Source organism: Nocardia sp. Root136 (assembly GCF_001427185.1).
In the GTDB taxonomy this organism is placed as follows: Bacteria; Actinomycetota; Actinomycetes; order Mycobacteriales; family Mycobacteriaceae; genus Nocardia; species Nocardia salmonicida.
Genome location: NZ_LMFE01000008.1, coordinates 93446 through 111750, shown reverse-complemented (window position 1 = coordinate 111750; position 18305 = coordinate 93446). Strand labels below are relative to the sequence as shown.

General features: G+C 67.9%; 19 protein-coding genes. 8 read left to right on the top strand and 11 right to left on the bottom strand.

Annotation, left to right across the window (positions count from 1 at the left end; all coding sequences use genetic code 11):
- Positions 1-2: 2 nt before the first annotated feature.
- A complete protein-coding gene (locus ASD42_RS21665; RefSeq protein ID WP_056819559.1) occupies positions 3-1619 on the bottom strand; it encodes an ABC transporter substrate-binding protein in 1617 nt (538 codons plus the stop codon).
- A gap of 243 nt (positions 1620-1862) precedes the next feature.
- On the opposite strand from ASD42_RS21665, the gene ASD42_RS21660 reads away from it, so the two are divergent.
- The 6 genes from ASD42_RS21660 (at position 1863) to ASD42_RS21635 (ending at position 6849) form a co-directional block, all read left to right on the top strand.
- Positions 1863-2345, top strand: a complete 483-nt coding sequence (locus ASD42_RS21660; protein WP_056819555.1) for a nuclear transport factor 2 family protein — start codon at positions 1863-1865, stop codon at positions 2343-2345.
- Positions 2346-2708: 363 nt separating this feature from the next.
- A complete protein-coding gene (locus tag ASD42_RS21655; RefSeq protein WP_162256220.1) occupies positions 2709-3200 on the top strand; it encodes a nuclear transport factor 2 family protein in 492 nt (163 codons plus the stop codon).
- A gap of 28 nt (positions 3201-3228) precedes the next feature.
- Entirely contained in the window at positions 3229-3654 is a 426-nt protein-coding gene (locus tag ASD42_RS21650) for a MarR family winged helix-turn-helix transcriptional regulator (protein ID WP_056819549.1), read from the top strand.
- Positions 3655-3670: 16 nt separating this feature from the next.
- Entirely contained in the window at positions 3671-4558 is an 888-nt protein-coding gene (locus tag ASD42_RS21645; RefSeq protein ID WP_056819547.1) for a TIGR03621 family F420-dependent LLM class oxidoreductase, read from the top strand.
- Between the two features lie 40 nt (positions 4559-4598).
- Positions 4599-5891, top strand: coding sequence for a Rieske 2Fe-2S domain-containing protein (locus ASD42_RS21640; RefSeq protein WP_056819544.1), 1293 nt, complete (start codon positions 4599-4601; stop codon positions 5889-5891).
- A 13-nt stretch (positions 5892-5904) separates the two neighbouring features.
- Entirely contained in the window at positions 5905-6849 is a 945-nt protein-coding gene (locus ASD42_RS21635; RefSeq protein WP_056819541.1) for a PDR/VanB family oxidoreductase, read from the top strand.
- A 24-nt stretch (positions 6850-6873) separates the two neighbouring features.
- Here ASD42_RS21635 and ASD42_RS21630 read toward each other — a convergent pair whose 3' ends face one another.
- The gene (locus tag ASD42_RS21630) at positions 6874-7551 is read right to left on the bottom strand and encodes a TetR/AcrR family transcriptional regulator (RefSeq protein WP_156677535.1); all 678 of its coding nucleotides are present in this window, start codon (positions 7549-7551) and stop codon (positions 6874-6876) included.
- A gap of 111 nt (positions 7552-7662) precedes the next feature.
- Between ASD42_RS21630 and ASD42_RS21625 the strand changes: the two genes are divergently transcribed.
- Both ASD42_RS21625 and ASD42_RS21620 read left to right on the top strand, forming a co-directional pair.
- Positions 7663-8340 carry a hypothetical protein gene (locus ASD42_RS21625; RefSeq protein WP_056820393.1) on the top strand — a complete coding sequence of 226 codons (678 nt, stop codon included), beginning with the start codon at positions 7663-7665 and terminating at the stop codon, positions 8338-8340.
- Positions 8337-9146, top strand: a complete 810-nt coding sequence (locus tag ASD42_RS21620) for an SDR family oxidoreductase (RefSeq protein WP_056819538.1) — start codon at positions 8337-8339, stop codon at positions 9144-9146. The genes ASD42_RS21625 and ASD42_RS21620 overlap by 4 nt, the downstream gene beginning before the upstream one ends.
- A 114-nt stretch (positions 9147-9260) precedes the next feature.
- On the opposite strand, the gene fabD is transcribed toward ASD42_RS21620, so the two are convergent.
- The 9 genes from fabD to ASD42_RS21575 are packed head-to-tail and all read right to left on the bottom strand — an operon-like array spanning position 9261 to position 18295.
- Positions 9261-10214: an ACP S-malonyltransferase gene (gene fabD, locus ASD42_RS21615; protein WP_056819536.1), complete on the bottom strand. Its 954-nt coding sequence runs from the start codon at positions 10212-10214 to the stop codon at positions 9261-9263.
- Positions 10215-10245: 31 nt separating this feature from the next.
- A complete protein-coding gene (locus tag ASD42_RS21610) occupies positions 10246-11463 on the bottom strand; it encodes an MFS transporter (protein WP_056819534.1) in 1218 nt (405 codons plus the stop codon).
- On the bottom strand, positions 11456-12475 hold the full coding sequence (locus ASD42_RS21605) for an LLM class flavin-dependent oxidoreductase (RefSeq protein WP_056820388.1): 1020 nt from the start codon (positions 12473-12475) through the stop codon (positions 11456-11458). Before ASD42_RS21605 ends, ASD42_RS21610 begins: the two co-directional genes overlap by 8 nt.
- Before the next feature lie 14 nt (positions 12476-12489).
- Complete coding sequence (locus ASD42_RS21600; RefSeq protein WP_056819529.1) at positions 12490-12699, bottom strand: acyl-CoA carboxylase epsilon subunit; 210 nt, start codon at positions 12697-12699, stop codon at positions 12490-12492.
- Positions 12696-14267 carry an acyl-CoA carboxylase subunit beta gene (locus ASD42_RS21595; protein WP_056819526.1) on the bottom strand — a complete coding sequence of 524 codons (1572 nt, stop codon included), beginning with the start codon at positions 14265-14267 and terminating at the stop codon, positions 12696-12698. Before ASD42_RS21595 ends, ASD42_RS21600 begins: the two co-directional genes overlap by 4 nt.
- Before the next feature lie 35 nt (positions 14268-14302).
- Positions 14303-16258 (bottom strand): SDR family oxidoreductase, encoded by a 1956-nt coding sequence (locus ASD42_RS21590; protein WP_056819523.1) that lies wholly within the window; start codon positions 16256-16258, stop codon positions 14303-14305.
- A complete protein-coding gene (locus ASD42_RS21585; RefSeq protein WP_056819522.1) occupies positions 16239-17186 on the bottom strand; it encodes an aromatase/cyclase in 948 nt (315 codons plus the stop codon). Before ASD42_RS21585 ends, ASD42_RS21590 begins: the two co-directional genes overlap by 20 nt.
- Positions 17187-17215: 29 nt before the next feature.
- A complete protein-coding gene (gene fabG / locus ASD42_RS21580) occupies positions 17216-17998 on the bottom strand; it encodes a 3-oxoacyl-ACP reductase FabG (protein WP_056819521.1) in 783 nt (260 codons plus the stop codon).
- Positions 17999-18031: 33 nt separating this feature from the next.
- Entirely contained in the window at positions 18032-18295 is a 264-nt protein-coding gene (locus tag ASD42_RS21575) for an acyl carrier protein (RefSeq protein WP_056819520.1), read from the bottom strand.
- Between the last annotated feature and the right edge of the window lie 10 nt (positions 18296-18305).

Genomic DNA, 18305 nt, shown 5'->3' with positions numbered 1-18305 from the left:
GTTCAGCTCCGCCAGGTGTCGTGCAGCCGGGTCCGGCTCGACGACTCGAAGGTCAGGCCGTGCACGGTCGGCGCCGCCGCGAGCACGGTCTCGAGCTCCACCACCGGGATCACATACGCATTGCGCACGACCAGTTGCTGGGCCTGCTCCACGAGGGGGGCGCGCTTGGCCGGATCAGCCTCGGCCGCCTGGGCGGTGAGCAGTCCGTCGAGCTCGCTCGGCGGCAGCCGGTAGGCGTTGACCTGCTGGGTCGAGTACAGCGTGCGCAGGCAATCGGGATCGGCCCGGCTCAGGTCGCCGCCCCACAGTCCGTCGAAGTCGCCGGAACCGAGCAACTGCGGGAACTGGGTCACCTGCAACTCCTGCAGCTGCAACTCCACCCCGACCACCTTGAGCTGCTGCTGCACCAGTTCCAGCGCTGCGCGGGTGTTCTGGGAGTTGTTGAACCACACCACGGTCAGGCTCAGTCGGGTGTTGTCCTTGCGGCGGATGCCGTCACCGCGCACCTGCCAGCCGGCCGCGTCCAGCAGTGATGTGGACCGGGCGACATCCAGGGCGAGATCCGCCGACAGATCGGTGTAGCCGGGAGTCGTGTGCGAGAGGATGCCCGTGGCGGGCACGGTCCCGCTGGCGAAGACCGCCTCCACGATCTGACGCCGGTCGACCGCGGACTGAATCGCCTTGCGTACCTGCGGATCCCGCAGGATCGGCCGAGAGTTGTTGAGGCCGAGGTTGAACACCGCGCCCGGGTGCGATCGCGTCAGCAGGGAGATGCCCGACGCCTTCAACCCCGCTTCGTCGGCTCGGCCGAGACCGGTGGCGACATCGAGCTGGCCGGACTGCACACTGCCCGCGCGCACCCCGGATTCGGGGATGACGGTGAACTCGATGGAGTCGAGGTAGGCCTCGCCCTGCTTGGTCCACAACGGCGAGCCCCACCCGTAGCCGGCCCGCTTGCTGATGGTGATCGACTGGTTGGGCACGTATTTCGACAGCACGAAGGGGCCGGAGCCGATCACCCCGTCGCTGCAGCGCTGCTGGGGCGTCTTCGCGGCATCGGCCGTCGAGATCAGGCCGAGCGCGGCGGTCGAGGTCGCCTGCAGGAACTGCGCGTTGGGCTGTTCGAAGGTGATCTTGGCGGTGCGCTCGTCGACGACCTCGGTGCCGACGTAGCCGGTGATATAGCCCTTGGACAGGATGGCGAGTGCGCCCAGCTTCGGGATCGCGTCGAAGTTCGCCTTCACCACCTGCGCGTTCAGTGGGGTGCCGTCGCTGAAGGTCACGTCGGGCCGCAGCCGGAAGGTGAACGACCTGGCGTCAGGACTCACCTCCCAGCTCTGCGCCAGCCACGGCACCGGCTTGCCGGTGGTGGGATCCTGGTCGGTCAGCGAATCGACCGTCTCGCGCAGCGAATACAGGGTGTCGCTGCTGCCCACCTGCTGCGGATCGACACAGCCCGCGTCGGAGGCGACCGAGAACTTCAGCGTGCCACCGGATCTCGGTGGACCGGCATCGCCGCCTTGCTCACCACCGGTGCCACAGGCACCGGTGAACAGGGTGACCACCGCCGCCGATGCCACGGCACAGCGAATCGACTTCGAACGCACAACACTGCTCACGCAAGAATTCCTCTGTCTACTGCCCGGATTCACGTGGGACTCACGGCGGGCGACACGACGAAACATTTCACACCTTGAAATACCCGGTCAACAATTCGGATCACCTCGCTCGGAATACATCGTCGCACCGAATAGCGCGGTACACCATCGGGCGGTACCGGGCACCGTGCTAGCTTCGCATCGTGTCGATTACCGAACGGCGCGCCGCGCGATGGGTTGTCGCCCGGCAGAGAAAGGACCGACGTGACCGCTGTACATGACAATCTGCTCGCCACGATCGAAGCGGAGCGGGCGATCTTCCGAACGTTCTACAAATTCTTCCGGATCGCCGACACACAGGAGAGCGAGCGGTTCAGCGAGTGCTTCACCCCCGACGCGCTGATCGAGTACCGGATCATGCCCGGCCCGCCGGTGCTGTTCCACGGTCGTGACGAGTTCACCGATCACATGAGCCGGGTGCCCAAGTCGCAACGCTCCCTGGTCGCCCACGTCATCGGGCAGGCCACCATCGAGTGGAACGGCGACAAACCCCTGCTCACCGCATATGCGACCGTGTGGCATTGGTTCTCGAGCACGGCCGCCACCGACGTGGGACGACCGGCCGACTGGGTCGTCATCGGACTGGTCAAGGACGAGTTCGAGCAGCACGAGGGTGAGTGGCTCATCTCGCACCGCGATGTGCGCCATGTCGCGGGCCGGGTCGCCGCGGGGCACGGACCGGGCTGAACACCACCTGCGAGAATCGGGCCGGACTCCTCACCGAGTCCGGCCCGATTTCGCGTGCCAAGGACTTTTACTCGTTTGGTCATCTAATTGTTCGGACACATCGGTAACAATGCGTTCCGAGGACTTCGGAAACAATTCGCCGTGCGAATTTCGGCAGCACGATCGAACTGTCACCGATGTTGCTACAACACTTATCCAGCTGACTCTGTGAAATCGCAACCCCTGCGGGATCGACAGCCGAAACCCTACGGTCGAACCGCAGGGTTTCGGATGCGATCTTGTGACCTCCGAATAACGCGTGCGAAGGTGATTTCGGCCCGGCCCGAGAAACACGACGGCCCGGAAACGAGAGGTGTCACCGCGATGTCAGAAGTCCTGGACCTGGTCGAGCAGGTCGAGCAGCTCACCGAACGACTCGAGACGCTCGAGGCCGTCCGCGCGCTGAACACCTTGCGTCACGACCTACCCCGCTACATCAACGAGGGCAGATGGGACCAGGTCGGCGAACTGTTCAGTGCCGACGCCTATCTCGACTACCGCCATCTGGGCCAGGCCGACGGTCGAGCCGCCATCCAGGCGTACTTCGCCGGGCTGCCGCAGCTCATCGAGGACAACAGCCCGGCGGGTCAGGTGCTGGTCAAGCAGTTCCTGCACGGGCACGACGTGGAGATCCTCGGCGATCGGGCCACCGGAGTGTCGTTCTTCGAGGAGAAGGTCGTCTTCGATACCGAAAGCTCTTTCGTGGCAGGCAAGTTCACCGACGAGTACGTCCGGGAGGGCGGCCAGTGGCGGTTCAAACGGATCGCCCTTGACCTGTACTGGGTCATCCCGTACTCGCGCGGCTGGCAGCAGTAGCCGACGTTCGACAACAGAGAGGCTCGTCATGCTCCAGAAGAACACGACCAAGCGCATCGGGTACTGGCTGCTGCATCTGCACCAGCAGTTCGACGTCGCCACCGGCGCGCTGCTGCACGAGCAGAAGCTCACCCGCCGGGACTGGCAGATCCTGCACGCCCTACAGATCGGTCTGGGCAGCGTCGCCGAACTCGACGCGGCGTTCGAGCCGTTCCTGGTCTCCGACGGCGCACAGACCTACCAGCCGATCGTCGACGACTTCGTCAGCCGCGGCTGGGTCGAGATCTCCGGCGCGACGCTGCGACTCACCGCAGCGGGCGAGGCGGCACACGAGCGCGCTGAAGCTCTGGTGAACGGCCACGCCGACGAATCGCTGCGTGGCATCACCGAGGAGGAATTCCTCGCCGCGAACGCGGTCCTGGCCAAGATCGCCGACAACATCGCCACCGAATGAGCTCGCGAGGAGCGCCATGACTTCCCTGTACGACCGACCGTTCCGCTTCGGTCTCTGCCTGTTCACCCCGTCTACCAGGGCGGAATGGATCGCCAAGGTACGCAAGGCCGAGGAACTGGGCTACGACGTCATCTCGGTGTCGGACCACCTCGGCATGCCCGCACCGATCCCGACCCTGCTGCTGGCCGCCGAGGCGACCGAGCGGATCCGCATCGGCACGCTGGTGTTCAACACCGCCTTCTACCATCCCACGGTGCTGGCCCGCGACCTCGCCACGGTCGACCGGTACTCCGGCGGCCGGGTGGAACTCGGGCTGGGCGCCGGCTACGACCGCGCGCAGTTCGACGCGGCCGGAATCCCGTTTCCCACTGCGGGCGAACGGGTTTCCCAGCTGGAGCGCACGGTCGCCGAGTTCCGCAAACCCAAGTCCGAGCTCGACAAGTACGCGCGGTTCGAACAGCCCGGCGGCCCGCCGATCCTGATCGCCGGTCGCGGGGCACGGGTCCTGCGGCTGGCGGCCGCCCACGCCGACATCATCGCCTTCACCGGCACCACCGAGGTCCGCGACGGCGACGGGCTGAAGCTGGGTGGAATCACCGAGGTCACCGACCGGATCGACTACGTGCGCGGACTGCTCGGCGACCGGATCGACCAGGTGGAGTTCAACATTCCCATCCACAAGGTGCTGCCCAAGGGCGCGACAGACGGCGTGACCGATGTCTGGCAGAACCGGCTCGACCTCACGCCCGACGAGCTCGCCGAGCTGCCGTCGCTGCTGTTCGGCACACCCGAGGAGAACGCCGACACCCTGCGCGAACGGCGCAAGACCCTCGGCCTGACCTACTACACCGTGCTCGAACCCGAGATGGAGGCTTTCGCCCCGATCATCCAGGCGCTCCGATAACGGGGCAGCACACCGTCTTTCGCACGCGGAGGAGACCGATATGACCGAACGAACCACGGTGGACACCGGTACCGGGTACGGCCGCAAGGCCCCGTCCTACGACGCACGCCTGACCGAGGTCGGCCCCGGCACACCGATGGGCGAGGCGCTGCGACGGTACTGGCACCCGATCGCCACCTCAGCCACCCTCACCGCCGAAGCACCCCATCGCACCCGCATCCTCGGCGAAGATCTGGTCGTCTTCCGGGACGGAAGCGGCCGCGCGGGTGTGGTTTTCGAGCGTTGCGCGCACCGCGGTGCCAGTCTGTTCTTCGGCCGGATCGAGGACGACGGGCTGCGCTGTGGCTATCACGGCTGGAAATACGATGTGCAGGGCCGATGCCTGGAGCAGGCCTGCGAACCCGATCGTGGCAAGCGCCGCGATGCCGCGCGTCAGCCGTGGTATCCGGTCGAGGAACGCTACGGGTTGGTGTTCGTCTACATGGGCCCGCCCGACCGCAAGCCCGTGCTGCCGCGCTACGACGTGCTCGAGGACCTCGCCGAGGGCGAGCAGTACTTCGCCGAGTGGCCGTTCCCCGGACTATCGGTGACCGGCGCCGAGCAGGATTTCCACTGGCTGCTGATCTACGAGAACACGATCGACCCGGTCCACATCAACTGGCTGCACTCCCAGCACAGCGGCTACCAGTTCCTCGGCACCGGCACCACCGGCTTCCCCGAAGACTTCTTCGATCCGTACACCCTGCCGGGCCGGGTCAGCTACGACCGCACCGATTTCGGGGCGAAGTACGGTGTCCGGTTCCTGGACAAGGAACGTGACGGCGTGCGGACCGAGCGGGTCTGGGGTGCCGAGTTGCATCTGCCCAATGCCACGGTGCTGCCCGACTGGGTCGAGCTGACCCCGGATACCAAGGCCGACATGGTGATCTGGGCGGTCCCGATCGACGACACCCGCCATCGCGCGTTCTTCTCCATCCGCGCGAGCGATCCCGCACGCGTGCAACGGTTCCTGTTCGGCATCACCCAGGACGGCAAGAACTCCTGGGAGCTGACCGAACAGGAACGTCAGCGCTTCCCCGGCGACGGCGAGGTGATGACCTCGCAGGGTCCGGTCGCGCTGCATTCGGAGGAGACCTTGGCGACGACGGACCGGGGTGTGGTGCTGCTGCGCCGGTTGCTGCGGACGATGATCGATGACGTGGAGGCGGGCCGTGATCCGCAGGGGGTGAGTCTGATCGAGGAGCCTGTGCGGCACACCCAAGCCGGCCTGTTCACCCTCGCCGGGGCCACGGCGGACAAGACCGCGGCAGCGGTGCCTGCGGCCGGTGTCTGACCGGGGCAGCCCCGTGACCTGGATCGATGCGGTAGTCCACGCCCGCACCCCGGCGACATCCGAGATCGCGGTGTTCGACCTCACCCCGGTCGACGGCACCGAGTTCCCCTCCTACACAGCGGGATCCCACATCGACGTGCAGCTGGGCTCGGGGCTGGTCCGCCAGTATTCACTGTGCGGACCACCCGAGCCGGGTCGATACCGCCTGGCGGTGCTGAACGTCGCGAATTCGCGCGGCGGCTCGCGGGCGATGCACGCGCTCACGGTGGGCGATCGGGTGCGGATCTCGGCCCCGCGCAACCACTTTCCGCTCGCCGAGACGAGCAGTCACGTACTGATCGCGGGCGGCATCGGAATCACACCGCTGCTGGCCATGCTGACACAGCTCGAGCACACCGAGGCCGACTACGCTCTGCACTACAGTGCGCGAACCCGCTCTCGCGCAGCATTCTTGGAGGAGCTCACCGAGAACCCCCGGGTGCGGTTGCATTTCGACGACGAAGACCCAGCCCTACTGCTCGACATCACCCGCGATCTCGGTGACCCGAGACCGGACACCGCGGTCTACGTCTGCGGACCGGACGGCTTCATGGACTACGTCGTAGGCAAAGCCGAAGCCCTCGGCTGGCCTCCCACCGCACTACACACTGAACGATTCGGCACGGATCTCACCACACCCACCGAGTCGGAACAGACCGGATTCACCGTACGCCTGGCCTCCACCGGCGCCGAATACCTGGTCGCCGACGACCAGAGCGTGCTGGATGTCCTGCTGGACAACGGCGTCGATGCCCCGTTTTCCTGCCAGCAGGGCATCTGCGGAGAATGCGTCGTCCGCGTCCTCGCCGGCGACCCCGACCACCGCGACGACGTCCTCACCGACGCCGAACGCGCCGACGGCATGTTCACCACGTGCTCGTCACGATCCCACTCCCCCGTCCTCGAGGTGGACCTCTGAGAACGGTCGTAGCCGACCATCTACTCAGTGCCGCCCTGTTGCTTCGAGCCTCGAGCGGGCGATACCCGCCGCGCTTTCTCCCACGGCGAGCCACAGCGAAGCGATGTCCTCGACGAGGCTGCTCCGGTCGATGGGCGCGGTCCCGTCCGCCCAGGACAGGATCGCCTGGGCGGTTCCGCCGATGACGAAGGCCGGAGCGCTCGCGGCGAGCGAGTCGTTTTCCAGTTCGACTCCGTGCACGCTGCGGGCGTGGCCGATGAGAATCGCGGTGAGCCCCTTCATCGCATCTGCTCGCCGAACATGGGCGGTAGGACTGTCGGCCACACCGCCGAGGAGGACCAGCGCCTTCCGTGGGTCGGTCCCCAACGCGCCGACCACCGCTTCGACCGCGGCCCGCGCCTGGTCTGCGAGGGGCAGCTCGATCGAGTCCACGTAGGCGGCGACAGCGGCCTGACCCACTTCCACCGCTACCTCATCGATCACCTCGCTCGCCACTGTGTCGAGATCGACGAAACTTTCGTAGAAGTACCGCTTGTTGAGTTGCGCCTCGGCGCAGAGCCCCGCGACGGTCGCGGACCGCCACCGATTCTCGGCCATCGCCGTCAGGGCCGCATCGATCAACTGGGAGCGCCGTCGCCGGACGCGTTCCGGTGCGGACTCTCCCCCGTAGCTGCGTTTACCGGCTGAGGACACGCGCAGCATTCTCCCACCTCCACGACAGCCGGTTCACCGTTGACATCCCTCGGGCAATTCTGGCACAGTTTCGTACCAGTTGATTCAGGTACCACTACGTACCAGATTGGAAGTCGCGTGATGACCGCAGACCTGAAGGGCGTCGAGATGCCCGAGAAATACCTGCCGAACGCCACCGTGATGCTCGACGAGCTCCGTGCGCTGGCAGAACACAGCCCGACACGGGCGCGGACGGAGACGTGGTCCTACCTCCGTGCGCTGGGAAGCCGAGACGACCACGACGCGCTGTCACAGCTCTTCGGCGCGGGCGTCGAACCCCGCGATCTGGACGGCAAGCTCGAAGGCCAGATCGTCGGGAAGCTGTTCGGTATCCCCGAAGCCGCACTCGCCAACCAGCTCATGAAGGTCGACCCGACGTGGCGGGGAAAATCCTTCGATCTGGCGGCAGGCACGGGCTTGAATCGCCTGTCCCCGATCGCGCTGCTGGCGATGCCCCTCGTCACCTTCGGCTACCTCGGACTGCGCATGGTCGACGGCGAGGCGGAAGGGTTCCACTTCCACCATTCCGTCGACCGGGGTCTCATCGAGCCGCGAGTCACGGTGCGCGCCTTGGACTATGGCGTGCCACAGCACAAGAACCCCGGCGTTCGCACCTTCCCGATCCGCAAGACGCGCGACGAGATCGTGGAACTGACGCCCGGCGTATATCTCGGCCGCGCACTGTTGTTCACAGGGGCCGAGGAGATCCGTCTCATCGCCTACTTCGCCCTGCGGCACCCCGTCGGCAGCCCGCTGTGATCGGGCTCGACGGCGCCAACGTCTGTGTGACCGGCGGCGCCCGCGGCATCGGACGCGCCACTGTCGCGGAACTGACCCGTCGCGGAGCCACGGTCTGGATCGGTGATCGCGACCTCGCCGCCGCACAGGAGACCGCCGAGACACTCGGTGCCCACGCGCACTACCTCGACGTCACCGACCAAGCCAGCTTCCAGGAATTCCTTCGAGCGGCGTCGGAGCGAGCGCCCATCGATATGCTGGTCAACAACGCGGGAATCCAGCTCATGGGCCGTTTCGTCGATCACGACCTCGCCGCCTTGCAGCGCGAGCTGGCGATCAACCTGGGAGCGGTGCTGACCGGAACGCACCTCGTCCTACCCGACATGATCCGACGTGGACGAGGACACATCGTGAACGTGTCCTCGATGGCGGGCAAGGTCACCACCCCGGGTATCGCGACCTACTGCGCGTCGAAATTCGGCGTGGTCGCCCTCTCACGGGCCGTCCGAGCCGAACTCGACGGAACCGGCGTCACCCTGACCACCGTCATGCCGGCCGCCACCCGAACAGACCTGACCGCCGGGGTGTTGCTTCGCCTGCAACCCACCCTCGCCCCCGAGACCGTCGCCGCTGCCATCGTCGACAGCGCGGGGCACGGCCGAGGTGAGGTGACCGTTCCTCGATACCTTGCCCCGATCGGCCTGCTCGAGGAAATCATCCCCGCACAGATCATGTGGCACCTCAAACGATTCGTCGGTGGTGCCGATTACGGAGCCTTCGACCCGGTCGGACGACAGGCTTACCTCGATCGGACCCGATCATCCTGAGAGCGTGCCCGCCGAGACCCGCCACCGCTTGCGTCAACCCACAAACAGCGACGTCTGGTGGGGTCAGTAGTGGTCGAATCCCCCCTGACGTAAGCCGCCGGATCGACACATCGGCTATCCCTGCTCTTCGGGTGTGGATACTGCCGTCGAGCTAACGTCGGGGGCGATGCGGCGGGAGAATCCGGTCAGTACCTGCCCCGGTCCCAGTTCCACCAGTTCGTCGTAGCCGTCGCTCGCGGCCCGTTGGACGGTCTCCACCCAGCGGACCGGGGCCAGTAGCTGGCCGCGCAGAAGGGCGCGGATCTCGGTGGGGTCGGTGACGTAGTCGGCCGTCACCGCGCTGAGCACCGGAACAAGCGGCGGCCGGAGGGTGTAGCGGTCGAGTTCGGCGCCGAACTCGGCGGCGATGTCGGCCATCAGTGGCGAATGGAAGGCTCCGGCGACCTTCAGCCGCACCACTTTCGCCGCGCCGGCGGACCGGGCCAGGTCCTCGAGGTCGGCTACGGCGGTGGCGGCGCCGGAGACCACGGTCTGAGTCGGCTGGTTGTAGTTGGCCACGCCGACGACGCCCGAGGTGACGCGGGCGCACAGTGCGTCGACCTGCTCGGCGGGCAGGCCGATGACGGCGCTCATCGCGCCGTCGTAGCGACGGGAGACCTCGGCCATGAGCTCGCCGCGGCGGCGTACCAGCTGCAGGACGGTGTCTTCATCGAACACTCCGGCGACGGCCAGGGCGGTGAACTCCCCCAGGCTGTGACCGGCGACCGCCGCGGGCGGCAGTCCCCGCTGTGCGCGGACCGCACTGAGGGCCAGGCTGGTGGCGACGATCGCGGGCTGGGCCACGTCAGTGGCACGCAACTGCTCGGCGGTGCCGTCGACGCATAGCTGGGTCAACGGGATGCCGAGAATGTCGTCGGCGCGGCGGAAGACCTCCTCGGCCACCGGGTAGTCGGTGATCCACGCGGCCATGCCGGGCCGCTGGGAGCCCTGCCCGGGGAACAGCGCCAGGGTTTTGGGGCCCGTCGCCAGTTGGTCGGGCTGTTCTCGGATGAAGACGTCGGCGGTCATGAGTGGTACCTCCTCGAGGTGAGTGTGGCTGTCATGGAATGGCTTTCGCGGGTGCCGATGTCGCTGATGCGCGCAGTTCGCTGCTCGCGGCGAGCACCGCGAGCAACCCGGCGACCGCGATCACCGCCGCCGCGGGACGGTAGGCATCGAAGGCCACCGCCACTCCGACGGTGATCGGCAGCACGAAGGCCGCACCGAACTGGACACCGGTTTGATACAGCGGCACCGCAATCGGGCGGAGTTCTGCGGGCACGGTGGCGGTCGATTGCATGTTCAGCGCGGCGAACGACAGGACGAACCCGGCTTCGATCAGCAGCAGCACCGGCAGCGCGTCGGTCACGTAGTCGTGGATCTCGGGTCGGGCGAACAGCAGCAGGTGCCCGGCCAGCGTCGCCACCGCGCCGGCGAGGATCAGGCGCGCGGTGCCGTACCGCTCCACGAACCGTCCCGCGAACGGAACCGACAGTGCCAGCGGCAGACTCGCCGGCAGCAGACCGACGGCGATCTGCCACGGCGCCCAACCGAGCGACTGGTGCAGTTGCACCGCGATCACCACCAGCAGTGCGAGGTAGCCGCCGTTGAGCGCCCCCGCGCCGAGGGCGGACCGTGCCAGCGAACCATTGCGCAACAACGGTTTCGACAGCCGCGGCGGTGTCGCCACCGGTGGGTCGGGGATCACCCGCCACGCGGCGACGAGCAGGGCCAGTGCGATCGGAGCGGGGAACACGAACAGCAGGTGCCAGTTCAGCGCGGTGAGCCAACCCGACAGCAGTAGGCCGGTGGTGAATCCGGCCGCGCCGAAGACGGCGTACACCGAGATCGCGCGGCGCTGCTGGGCACCGACCGGGAACTCCGCTGCGATCACCGCCAGCCCGGCGGGTGCGGTCAGCGCGGCAGCGGCGCCCTTCACCGCGCGAGTCGCGACGAGCAGGGCCAGGTCGTCGGTGAGCCCGCCGATCACCGAGGCAACAGCGAACAGCGCCATGGCGAGGAGATAGACCTGCCTGCGCCCGAACCGGGCGGCCAGCGCGGGCCCGGTGAGGAGCAGCGCGGCGAAACCCGCCGCGAAACCGCTGAGCAGCCACTGGGTTTGCCCGATCGACCTGTTCAATTCGGTGGTGAGCACGCCGAGTGCGGGCACCAGGATGGAGCCCTCGATGGCGTCGAGGATCATGTTGCCCGACAGCACCAACAGCAGTACCCAGCGGCGCCGATCCCAGGTCGGCGCCGCTGGTCGCACGTCAGCCATGGCCGTTGCGCGCCGAAATCGGGCCGCCGGTGCTCACCTGGAACTGCTTGTCCAGCAACGGTGGCAGCTGTTCACTCACCAGCTCGATGTGGCGGGTGACCAGGTCGTCGGGCATGCCTGCGATGCTGGCCCAGAAGATAAGGTGCCGCACCGGCAGACCGGCCACCCGTTCGTGGATCCGCACGGCGGCTTGTTCGGGGGTGAGGATCTCGAGCACGCCGAAGGATCCGTCCTCGGGACGTTGGCGCAGCTGATCGAGTTCGAGGGCGGGCGGTACAGGCGCGTCGGTGCCCTCCACCGACAGCTGCCGGTAGGAATTCATCTGGTGCGCGAGGTGCGGTGCGACCCGGGCCCACGCGGCCTCCGGGTCATCGGCCAGCAGGATCGGCAGCAGATCGGAGACCCGCGCGGACTCGGGATCGTGGCCGCCTTCGATGAGTCCCTCGCGGTACAGCGGGAACAGCTGGTGCGAGATGTGCAGGAATCCGATGCCGAGGCGCCCGGCGAGGCGGGCGCCGCGCGGACCGTAGAACCCACCCCACAGCGGCACGGGATCCTGGATCGGCCCCGGTGTGATCCCGCCGGTGGCCCACAGTCGCTGGATCTCGGCGATGTTGTCGCCGGTGCGGGCGAACCGACGGCTGAAATCGGTGTCGAAGAGCTGGTATTCGGGCAGGCGGTAGCCGGCGCCGAGACCGAGTTCGAGCCGACCGCCGCTGATCAGATCGACCAGTGCGGCCTCCTCGGCGAGCTGGGCAGGCTTGCGCAGGGCGGGCAGCACCACGGCGGTGCCGATGCGCACCCGCTTGGTTCTGGCGGCCGCCGCTGCGGCGAAGGTGAGCGGCTGCGGGAGATAGCCGTCCTCGAACAGGTGATGCTCGGTGAACCAGACTCCACCTGCGCCGCGCAGGTCGGCCTCCTCACAGAACTCGAGGGTGCGGGCGTAATGGTCGGCCCACGGGCGCTGCCACTGTGCGGGGTTGCGCAGGTCGAAGAGCAGTCCGACGTCCATGGTGGCTCCGTTCGTCAGCGGGTGGATCCGGTCCACGCGCGGGGGTCGGTGAAGGCGGGTCGGCGTTCCAGACGCCGCCAGCGAGCGACGGGCCTGGTCAGGGTCGGCGCCGCGGCGGCGGCCCGTCGCCGGGCGAGCAGCAGCAGGAGCAGCGCGCCGAGTTCGTCCGGGTCGGCGCTGCCCTTCTCGACGCGAAGGAAGGGCACCGGGTCCTCGACGCTCATTGCGGTGGATTCCCGTGCTTGCGGCGGGGCAGATCGGTGTCTTTTCCCGCCAGCATGGCGAAGGCGCGGATCAGCACGCCACGGGTGTCACGCGGGTCGATCACGTCATCGATGAGTCCGCGCTCGGCCGCGTAGTAGGGATGCACGAGTTCCTCGCGGTACTCGGCGATCTTGCGGTCCCTGGTGGCCACGGGATCCTCCGACGCGGCGATCTCGCGCCGGAACACCACGTCGGCCGCGGCCTCGGCGCCCATGACAGCGATCTCGTTGGTAGGCCAGGCCAGCGCGAGATCGGTGCCGATCGACAGCGAGTCCATCACGATGTAGGCGCCGCCGTAGGACTTGCGCAGTACCAAAGAGATTCGCGGCACCGTCGCGTTGCAGTAGGCGTAGAGCAGTTTCGCGCCGCGACGGATGATGCCCGCGTGTTCCTGGCCGACGCCGGGCAGGAACCCCGGCACGTCGACCAGGGTCAGCAGCGGAATGTTGAAGGCGTCGCAGAACTGGACGAACCGCGCGCCCTTCTCACTCGCGTCGATGTCGAGCACCCCGGCCAGGCTCATCGGTTGGCTGGCCACCACCCCGACCACGTGGCCGTCGAGCCGGGCCAGCGCGCACACCAGGTTGGTCGCCCAGGTGGCCTGTACTTCGAAATAGTCGCCGTCGTCGACGATTTCGGCCAGTACCTCGCGAATGTCGTAGGGGCGGTTGCCGTCCAGCGGCACCAGGTCGGTCAGCGCCGTGGTCTGCCGGTCGGCGGGGTCGGCGGTGAACGCCACCGGTGGCAGCTCCCGATTGTTGGCAGGCAGCATCGACAGCAGCGCGCGGACATCGGACAGGCACGACTGCTCGTCGTCGTAGACGAAATGCGCTACCCCCGAGATCGAGGCGTGGATGTCGGCGCCGCCGAGTTCGTCGTGGGTCACCTCCTCGCCGGTCACGGTGCGCACCACATCGGGGCCGGTGATGAACATCTGCGCGATATCGCGCACCACGAAGACGAAGTCGGTGAGCGCGGGCGAGTACGCCGCCCCGCCTGCACACGGCCCGAGCATGACGCTGATCTGCGGGATGACTCCCGAGGCCCTGGTGTTGCGGCGGAAGATCCCGCCGTAGCCCGCCAGTGCCGTCACGCCCTCCTGGATGCGGGCGCCCGCACCGTCGTTGAGCGAGACCAGCGGAGCCCCCGCTGTGAGGGCCATGTCCATGATCTTGTGGATCTTCTGCGCGTGCGCCTCGCCGAGTGCGCCGCCGAAGATCCGGAAGTCGCTGGCATAGACGAAGACCGTGCGCGCGTCGACGGTTCCCCACCCGGTGATCACGCCGTCGGTGTGGGGTCTGCGCGCCTCCAGTCCGAAGCCGGTGGCCCGGTGTCTGCGCAGCGGTTCCACCTCGACGAACGAACCGGGGTCGAGGAGCAGGTCGATGCGTTCGCGGGCGGTGAGTTTGCCCTTGGCGTGCTGGCGTTCGGTGGCCGCCGGGTCGGGGCCGAGGCGTGCGGCGCGTTTGAGCGCGTCGAGTTCGTCGAGCCGTTGGGTGTACCCGGTGGGTTCTTGCACTGTCGTCATCGGATCTCCTGATGTGGTCGGCGGCGGCCGTGCTGTCAGCCGAGTAGCGTCCCGCCGGTGGCGTCGATGAACGCGCCGGTGATCCAGCGGGCTTCGTCGGTGGCGAGGAAGGTGACGACATCGGCGACGTCGACCGCCTCGCCGACGCGTTTGAACGCCGAGAACTGCGCCATCTGCTCGACCGCCTCCGGGATGTCGAACACGGCGCTGCCGTTGTTGGTGATGCCGGGCGCGACGCTGTTGACGGTGATCCCGCGCGGTGCCAGGTGTCGGGCGAAGTGCAGCGTGATCTGTTCCACCGCACCCTTGGTCATCGAGTAGGCCACCTGGTCGGGGCTGGCGAATCGGGTGAGTCCGGAGGAGATGTTGATGATGCGCCCGCCTTCGGGCAGCAGGCCGAGAGCGCGCTGCACGATGAAGAACGGTGCCCGGACATTGACCGCGAACAGCCGGTCGAAGTCCTCGGGTGTCACGTCCTCGGGGGCCACGCCGGCCGGGGTGGTGACACCGGCGTTGTTGACCAGGATGTCGAGCGTGGTCTCCCCCGTCCGTTCCTTGAGTCCCTGTTCGAGACCGAGGAACAGCTCGTGCACGCCACCTGTCGTGCCGAGCTCGGCCCGCACGGGAAACGCACGGCCGCCGTCGTTCTCGATGACCTCGACGGTCTCGCGGGCGGCGGCCTCGTTGTCCGCGTAGTGCACGGCCACGAGCGCGCCCTTGGCGGCGAGCTGGCGGGCGGTCGCGCGGCCGATGCCGCGGCTGGATCCGGTGACCAGGGCGGTCTTGTTCGTCAGGCTCATCGGTGTCTCCTTGGAATCGGGTGGTGCGGGCGCCGGGTCGCCGGGACCGGGCAGGCCGCTGATCATGCGGGCGAGATGGGATCGGACATCGCCGAGCCGCAGGAGCTCGGCGAACAGCTGCCTGGCGGGCTCGACCTCCGGTCCGCCCAGCAGCAGCAGGGTCTGGGCGCGGATATTGGTCAGGGTGCGGGCGCCGACGGCGTGGCGGGTGCGGTGATAGCCGTCGAGTTCGGCCTCGCCGGCGGTGCCGGTGATGGCGGCGATCAACCGGCCCGACAGGTCGGCCGCGTCCTGCAAGCCGAGGTTGAGGGCTTGCCCGCCCACCGGCATCTGCCGATGGGCGGCGTCACCGGCGAGCAGGACCCGGCCGTGCCGGTACCGGGTGACCTGCCGACTGGTGTCGTCGAACGCGTTGCGCCACAGCGGTGTTCCGTGTTCGATCGACTCGCCGGTTACCTGTTCCCAGGCGTCGGTGATCTCGGCGAACTCCGGGTCCCCGCCCCCGGCGCGGGGTGCGGCGCCGTAGACGTGCACCATCACCCTGGTGCTGCCGTCGGGCCAGCGCGAGGACACCGCCAGCCCGTGCGGGAGTCGTTCGAATCGACGGGCCGGGATATCGATTCCGGCCACGTCGGCTCGCAGCATCTCCCGCCCGGCCTCGAGACCCGCCAGCTCGAATTCGGCCAGCTCGCGCACGGTGCTGCGTTCCCCATCGCAACCGACGAGGTAGGCCCCCTGGTGGGTGTGTCGTTCGCCGTCCGGGGTGACGGTGTCGATCAGCACAGCGCCCGCCCGCGCGGTCAGGGTGGTGGCTCGGTGCCCACGCCGGAGCACCGCGCCCGCCTCGAGTGCTCGTTCCTGCAGCACCGCTTCCAGCCGAACCTGCGGACACTTCCACTGACCCGAGAACCGGTGGGCCGGATCGGCTTCGGTCAGATCCAGTCGCAGTCCGCCGAAGTGTCCCGGACCGCCGTCGGGCAGCTGCCCGAGCCGATCGAGCACGCCCCGCTCGGCGAGCACGTCCATGGTGCGGGCGTGCAGGGTGGAGGCCCGCGATTCGGTGGTGGGGGTGATCCGCTGTTCCACCACCGTCACGCGGACGCCCTCGCCGGCCAGATCACCCGCGAGCAGCAACCCGACCGGCCCCGCGCCGACGATCAGGACGTCGGTGTCATCGACGGGCTTCGGCATAGTTCTTGGCGTGGTTCAGCGTGGCCCGGCTGTTGCCCCCGAGCGCCTCGCGCAGGAAGGTCCGCGCCTCGGGCACCCCGGCGTCGGGGCCGAGGATCTCGGTGATCCGCGACGCCTCGATGATCACCGTGTGTTGCGAGGACGCGGTGGTCGTGCCGTCGGGGTTGGTCCAGAACTCCCAGTAGCCGGTGTGCAGGGCCATCAGAGCGGGCAGGGTGGTCTGCTTGTAGGCGATCCGGTGCTGCGGGAAGCAGACCCGGACCGACTCGGTGGTGTGACTCGATCCGTCCTTGGTCAGGGTGTCCATGCGCAGCACCTGCACACCGGGGGTGTTCTCGGTGAGCTGCACCGAGGCCACGTGCGGGAGGCGCTCGGTCCACAGGTTCGCCTCGTTGACGAAGTCGTAGACATCGCTTGCCGCACCGGCGATCTCGACCGAGTCGACGAACGACAGGGTCAGATCGGCGGTGCGCACCACCGACTCCACCGCGGCCTTGAGACCGGGCAGTTCCGCACGGCTGTTGTCGTCGACCGCCTTCTCGATCCACGCCAGCCCGTCCGGATCGTCGTCGATGGCTCGGTAGGAGTGCAGCAGCCGCAGCTCGGTCCCGCCGTCCTCGCGCGGTTCGATGATCCAGGTGCCGCTCATCTGCGCCACCGGGGGCGCGGACACCTCCTGCCAGAAGGTGATCCGCAGCTGCTCGGGATCGAGCACGCGGCGCGAGATCCAGGTCTTGGGTTCACCGTTGGCGGTGGCCCAGATCTGGATGCGTTCCTCGTTGCCCTCGTGTTCGAGGCGGGTCACATACACCGAGGGCGGGAACAGCCGGGGCCAGTTCTCCACTTCGGCCAGAAGGCGGTACACCTCGGTCGGCGGGGCCGCCACGGTGATCGTGTGCTCGACCTCGCGGGTGGTCTGCGTCGTCATGGAAGTCTCCTGGTGCTCGTCGGCCGGAATCAGAAGTTGCCGAGTCCGCCGCAGACGTTGAGCGCCTGCGCGGTGATGGAGGCGGCCAGATCGGACGCCAGGTAGCCGACCAGGCCGGCCACCTCTTCGGGGGTGGAGTAGCGGCCGAGCGGGATCTTGGCCTGGAACTTGGTGAGGATCGCGTCCTCGGTGGTGTCGTAGGCCGCGGCGTAGCCGGACCGAACCCGTTGCGCCATCGGCGTTTCCACGTAGCCGGGGCATACGGCGTTGACCGTGATCCCGGTCGGGGCCAGCTCGTTGCCGAGCGCCTTGGTGAACCCGACGACGCCGTGCTTGGACGCCGAGTACGGTGCCCCGAGCACCACACCCTGCTTGCCCGCCGTCGAGGCGATGTTGATGATGCGGCCGCGCTGTTTTTCTCGCATGCCGCCGGTGGTGAGCACCTCGCGGCTGGCCAGGAACACGCTGTTGAGGTTGGTCGCGATCACGTCGGACCACAGTTCCTCGGTGAGGTCGGCGGTGACGCCGCCGCCGGAGCGGCCCGCGTTGTTGACCAACACGTCCACCGGGCCGTACCGGTCGACCGCGGCCCGTACGAACGCCGAGATGTCCTCGGCCGCACGGACATCGGCGGTGGTGCCGTCCACGTCGAAGCCCTCGCCCCGCAATTGCGCGACGGTGTCGGCGACGGCTTCCTTGTTGCGTGCGCACAGGAACACCCGGTGTCCCTGCCCGGCCAGTTGACGGACCGAGGCGAGGCCGATGCCGCTGGTGGCGCCGGTGACCAGAGCCACCTTGTCGTCGTTGGTCATAGCTGTTCTCCTGTCGGGCAATCGGTTTCGCGCTCAGCTGGGCTGGGGCGCTTCGAGCAGCTGTTCGTTGACCAGGTCGACCAGCGCGCGCGGCGTGGTCACGGCGACGACGGCGTCGTCGTCGAGGGTGACGCCGAATTCGCGCTTGATCCGGCCGGTGGTCTCGAGCAGTGCCAGCGACTCGTAGCCGAGGTCTTCGAATTCGATGTCGGCGAATTCGCCGTCGAGGCCGGGGCTGTCGCCGCTGCCTTCTCGTAGGATGCGGCGCAGATCGTCGAGTGTGAACGATGTCGACACGGGCTTTCCT

Coding starts and splice junctions, on each gene's coding strand:
- ASD42_RS21655 (WP_162256220.1), top strand. CDS start 2,709: ATGTCAGAAGTCCTGGACCTGGTCGAGCAGGTCGAGCAGCTCACCGAA.
- ASD42_RS21650 (WP_056819549.1), top strand. CDS start 3,229: ATGCTCCAGAAGAACACGACCAAGCGCATCGGGTACTGGCTGCTGCAT.
- ASD42_RS21645 (WP_056819547.1), top strand. CDS start 3,671: ATGACTTCCCTGTACGACCGACCGTTCCGCTTCGGTCTCTGCCTGTTC.
- ASD42_RS21640 (WP_056819544.1), top strand. CDS start 4,599: ATGACCGAACGAACCACGGTGGACACCGGTACCGGGTACGGCCGCAAG.
- ASD42_RS21630 (WP_156677535.1), bottom strand. CDS start 7,551: ATGCTGCGCGTGTCCTCAGCCGGTAAACGCAGCTACGGGGGAGAGTCC.
- ASD42_RS21625 (WP_056820393.1), top strand. CDS start 7,663: ATGACCGCAGACCTGAAGGGCGTCGAGATGCCCGAGAAATACCTGCCG.
- fabD (WP_056819536.1), bottom strand. CDS start 10,214: ATGACCGCCGACGTCTTCATCCGAGAACAGCCCGACCAACTGGCGACG.
- ASD42_RS21610 (WP_056819534.1), bottom strand. CDS start 11,463: ATGGCTGACGTGCGACCAGCGGCGCCGACCTGGGATCGGCGCCGCTGG.
- ASD42_RS21605 (WP_056820388.1), bottom strand. CDS start 12,475: ATGGACGTCGGACTGCTCTTCGACCTGCGCAACCCCGCACAGTGGCAG.
- ASD42_RS21600 (WP_056819529.1), bottom strand. CDS start 12,699: ATGAGCGTCGAGGACCCGGTGCCCTTCCTTCGCGTCGAGAAGGGCAGC.
- ASD42_RS21595 (WP_056819526.1), bottom strand. CDS start 14,267: ATGACGACAGTGCAAGAACCCACCGGGTACACCCAACGGCTCGACGAA.
- ASD42_RS21590 (WP_056819523.1), bottom strand. CDS start 16,258: ATGCCGAAGCCCGTCGATGACACCGACGTCCTGATCGTCGGCGCGGGG.
- ASD42_RS21585 (WP_056819522.1), bottom strand. CDS start 17,186: ATGACGACGCAGACCACCCGCGAGGTCGAGCACACGATCACCGTGGCG.
- fabG (WP_056819521.1), bottom strand. CDS start 17,998: ATGACCAACGACGACAAGGTGGCTCTGGTCACCGGCGCCACCAGCGGC.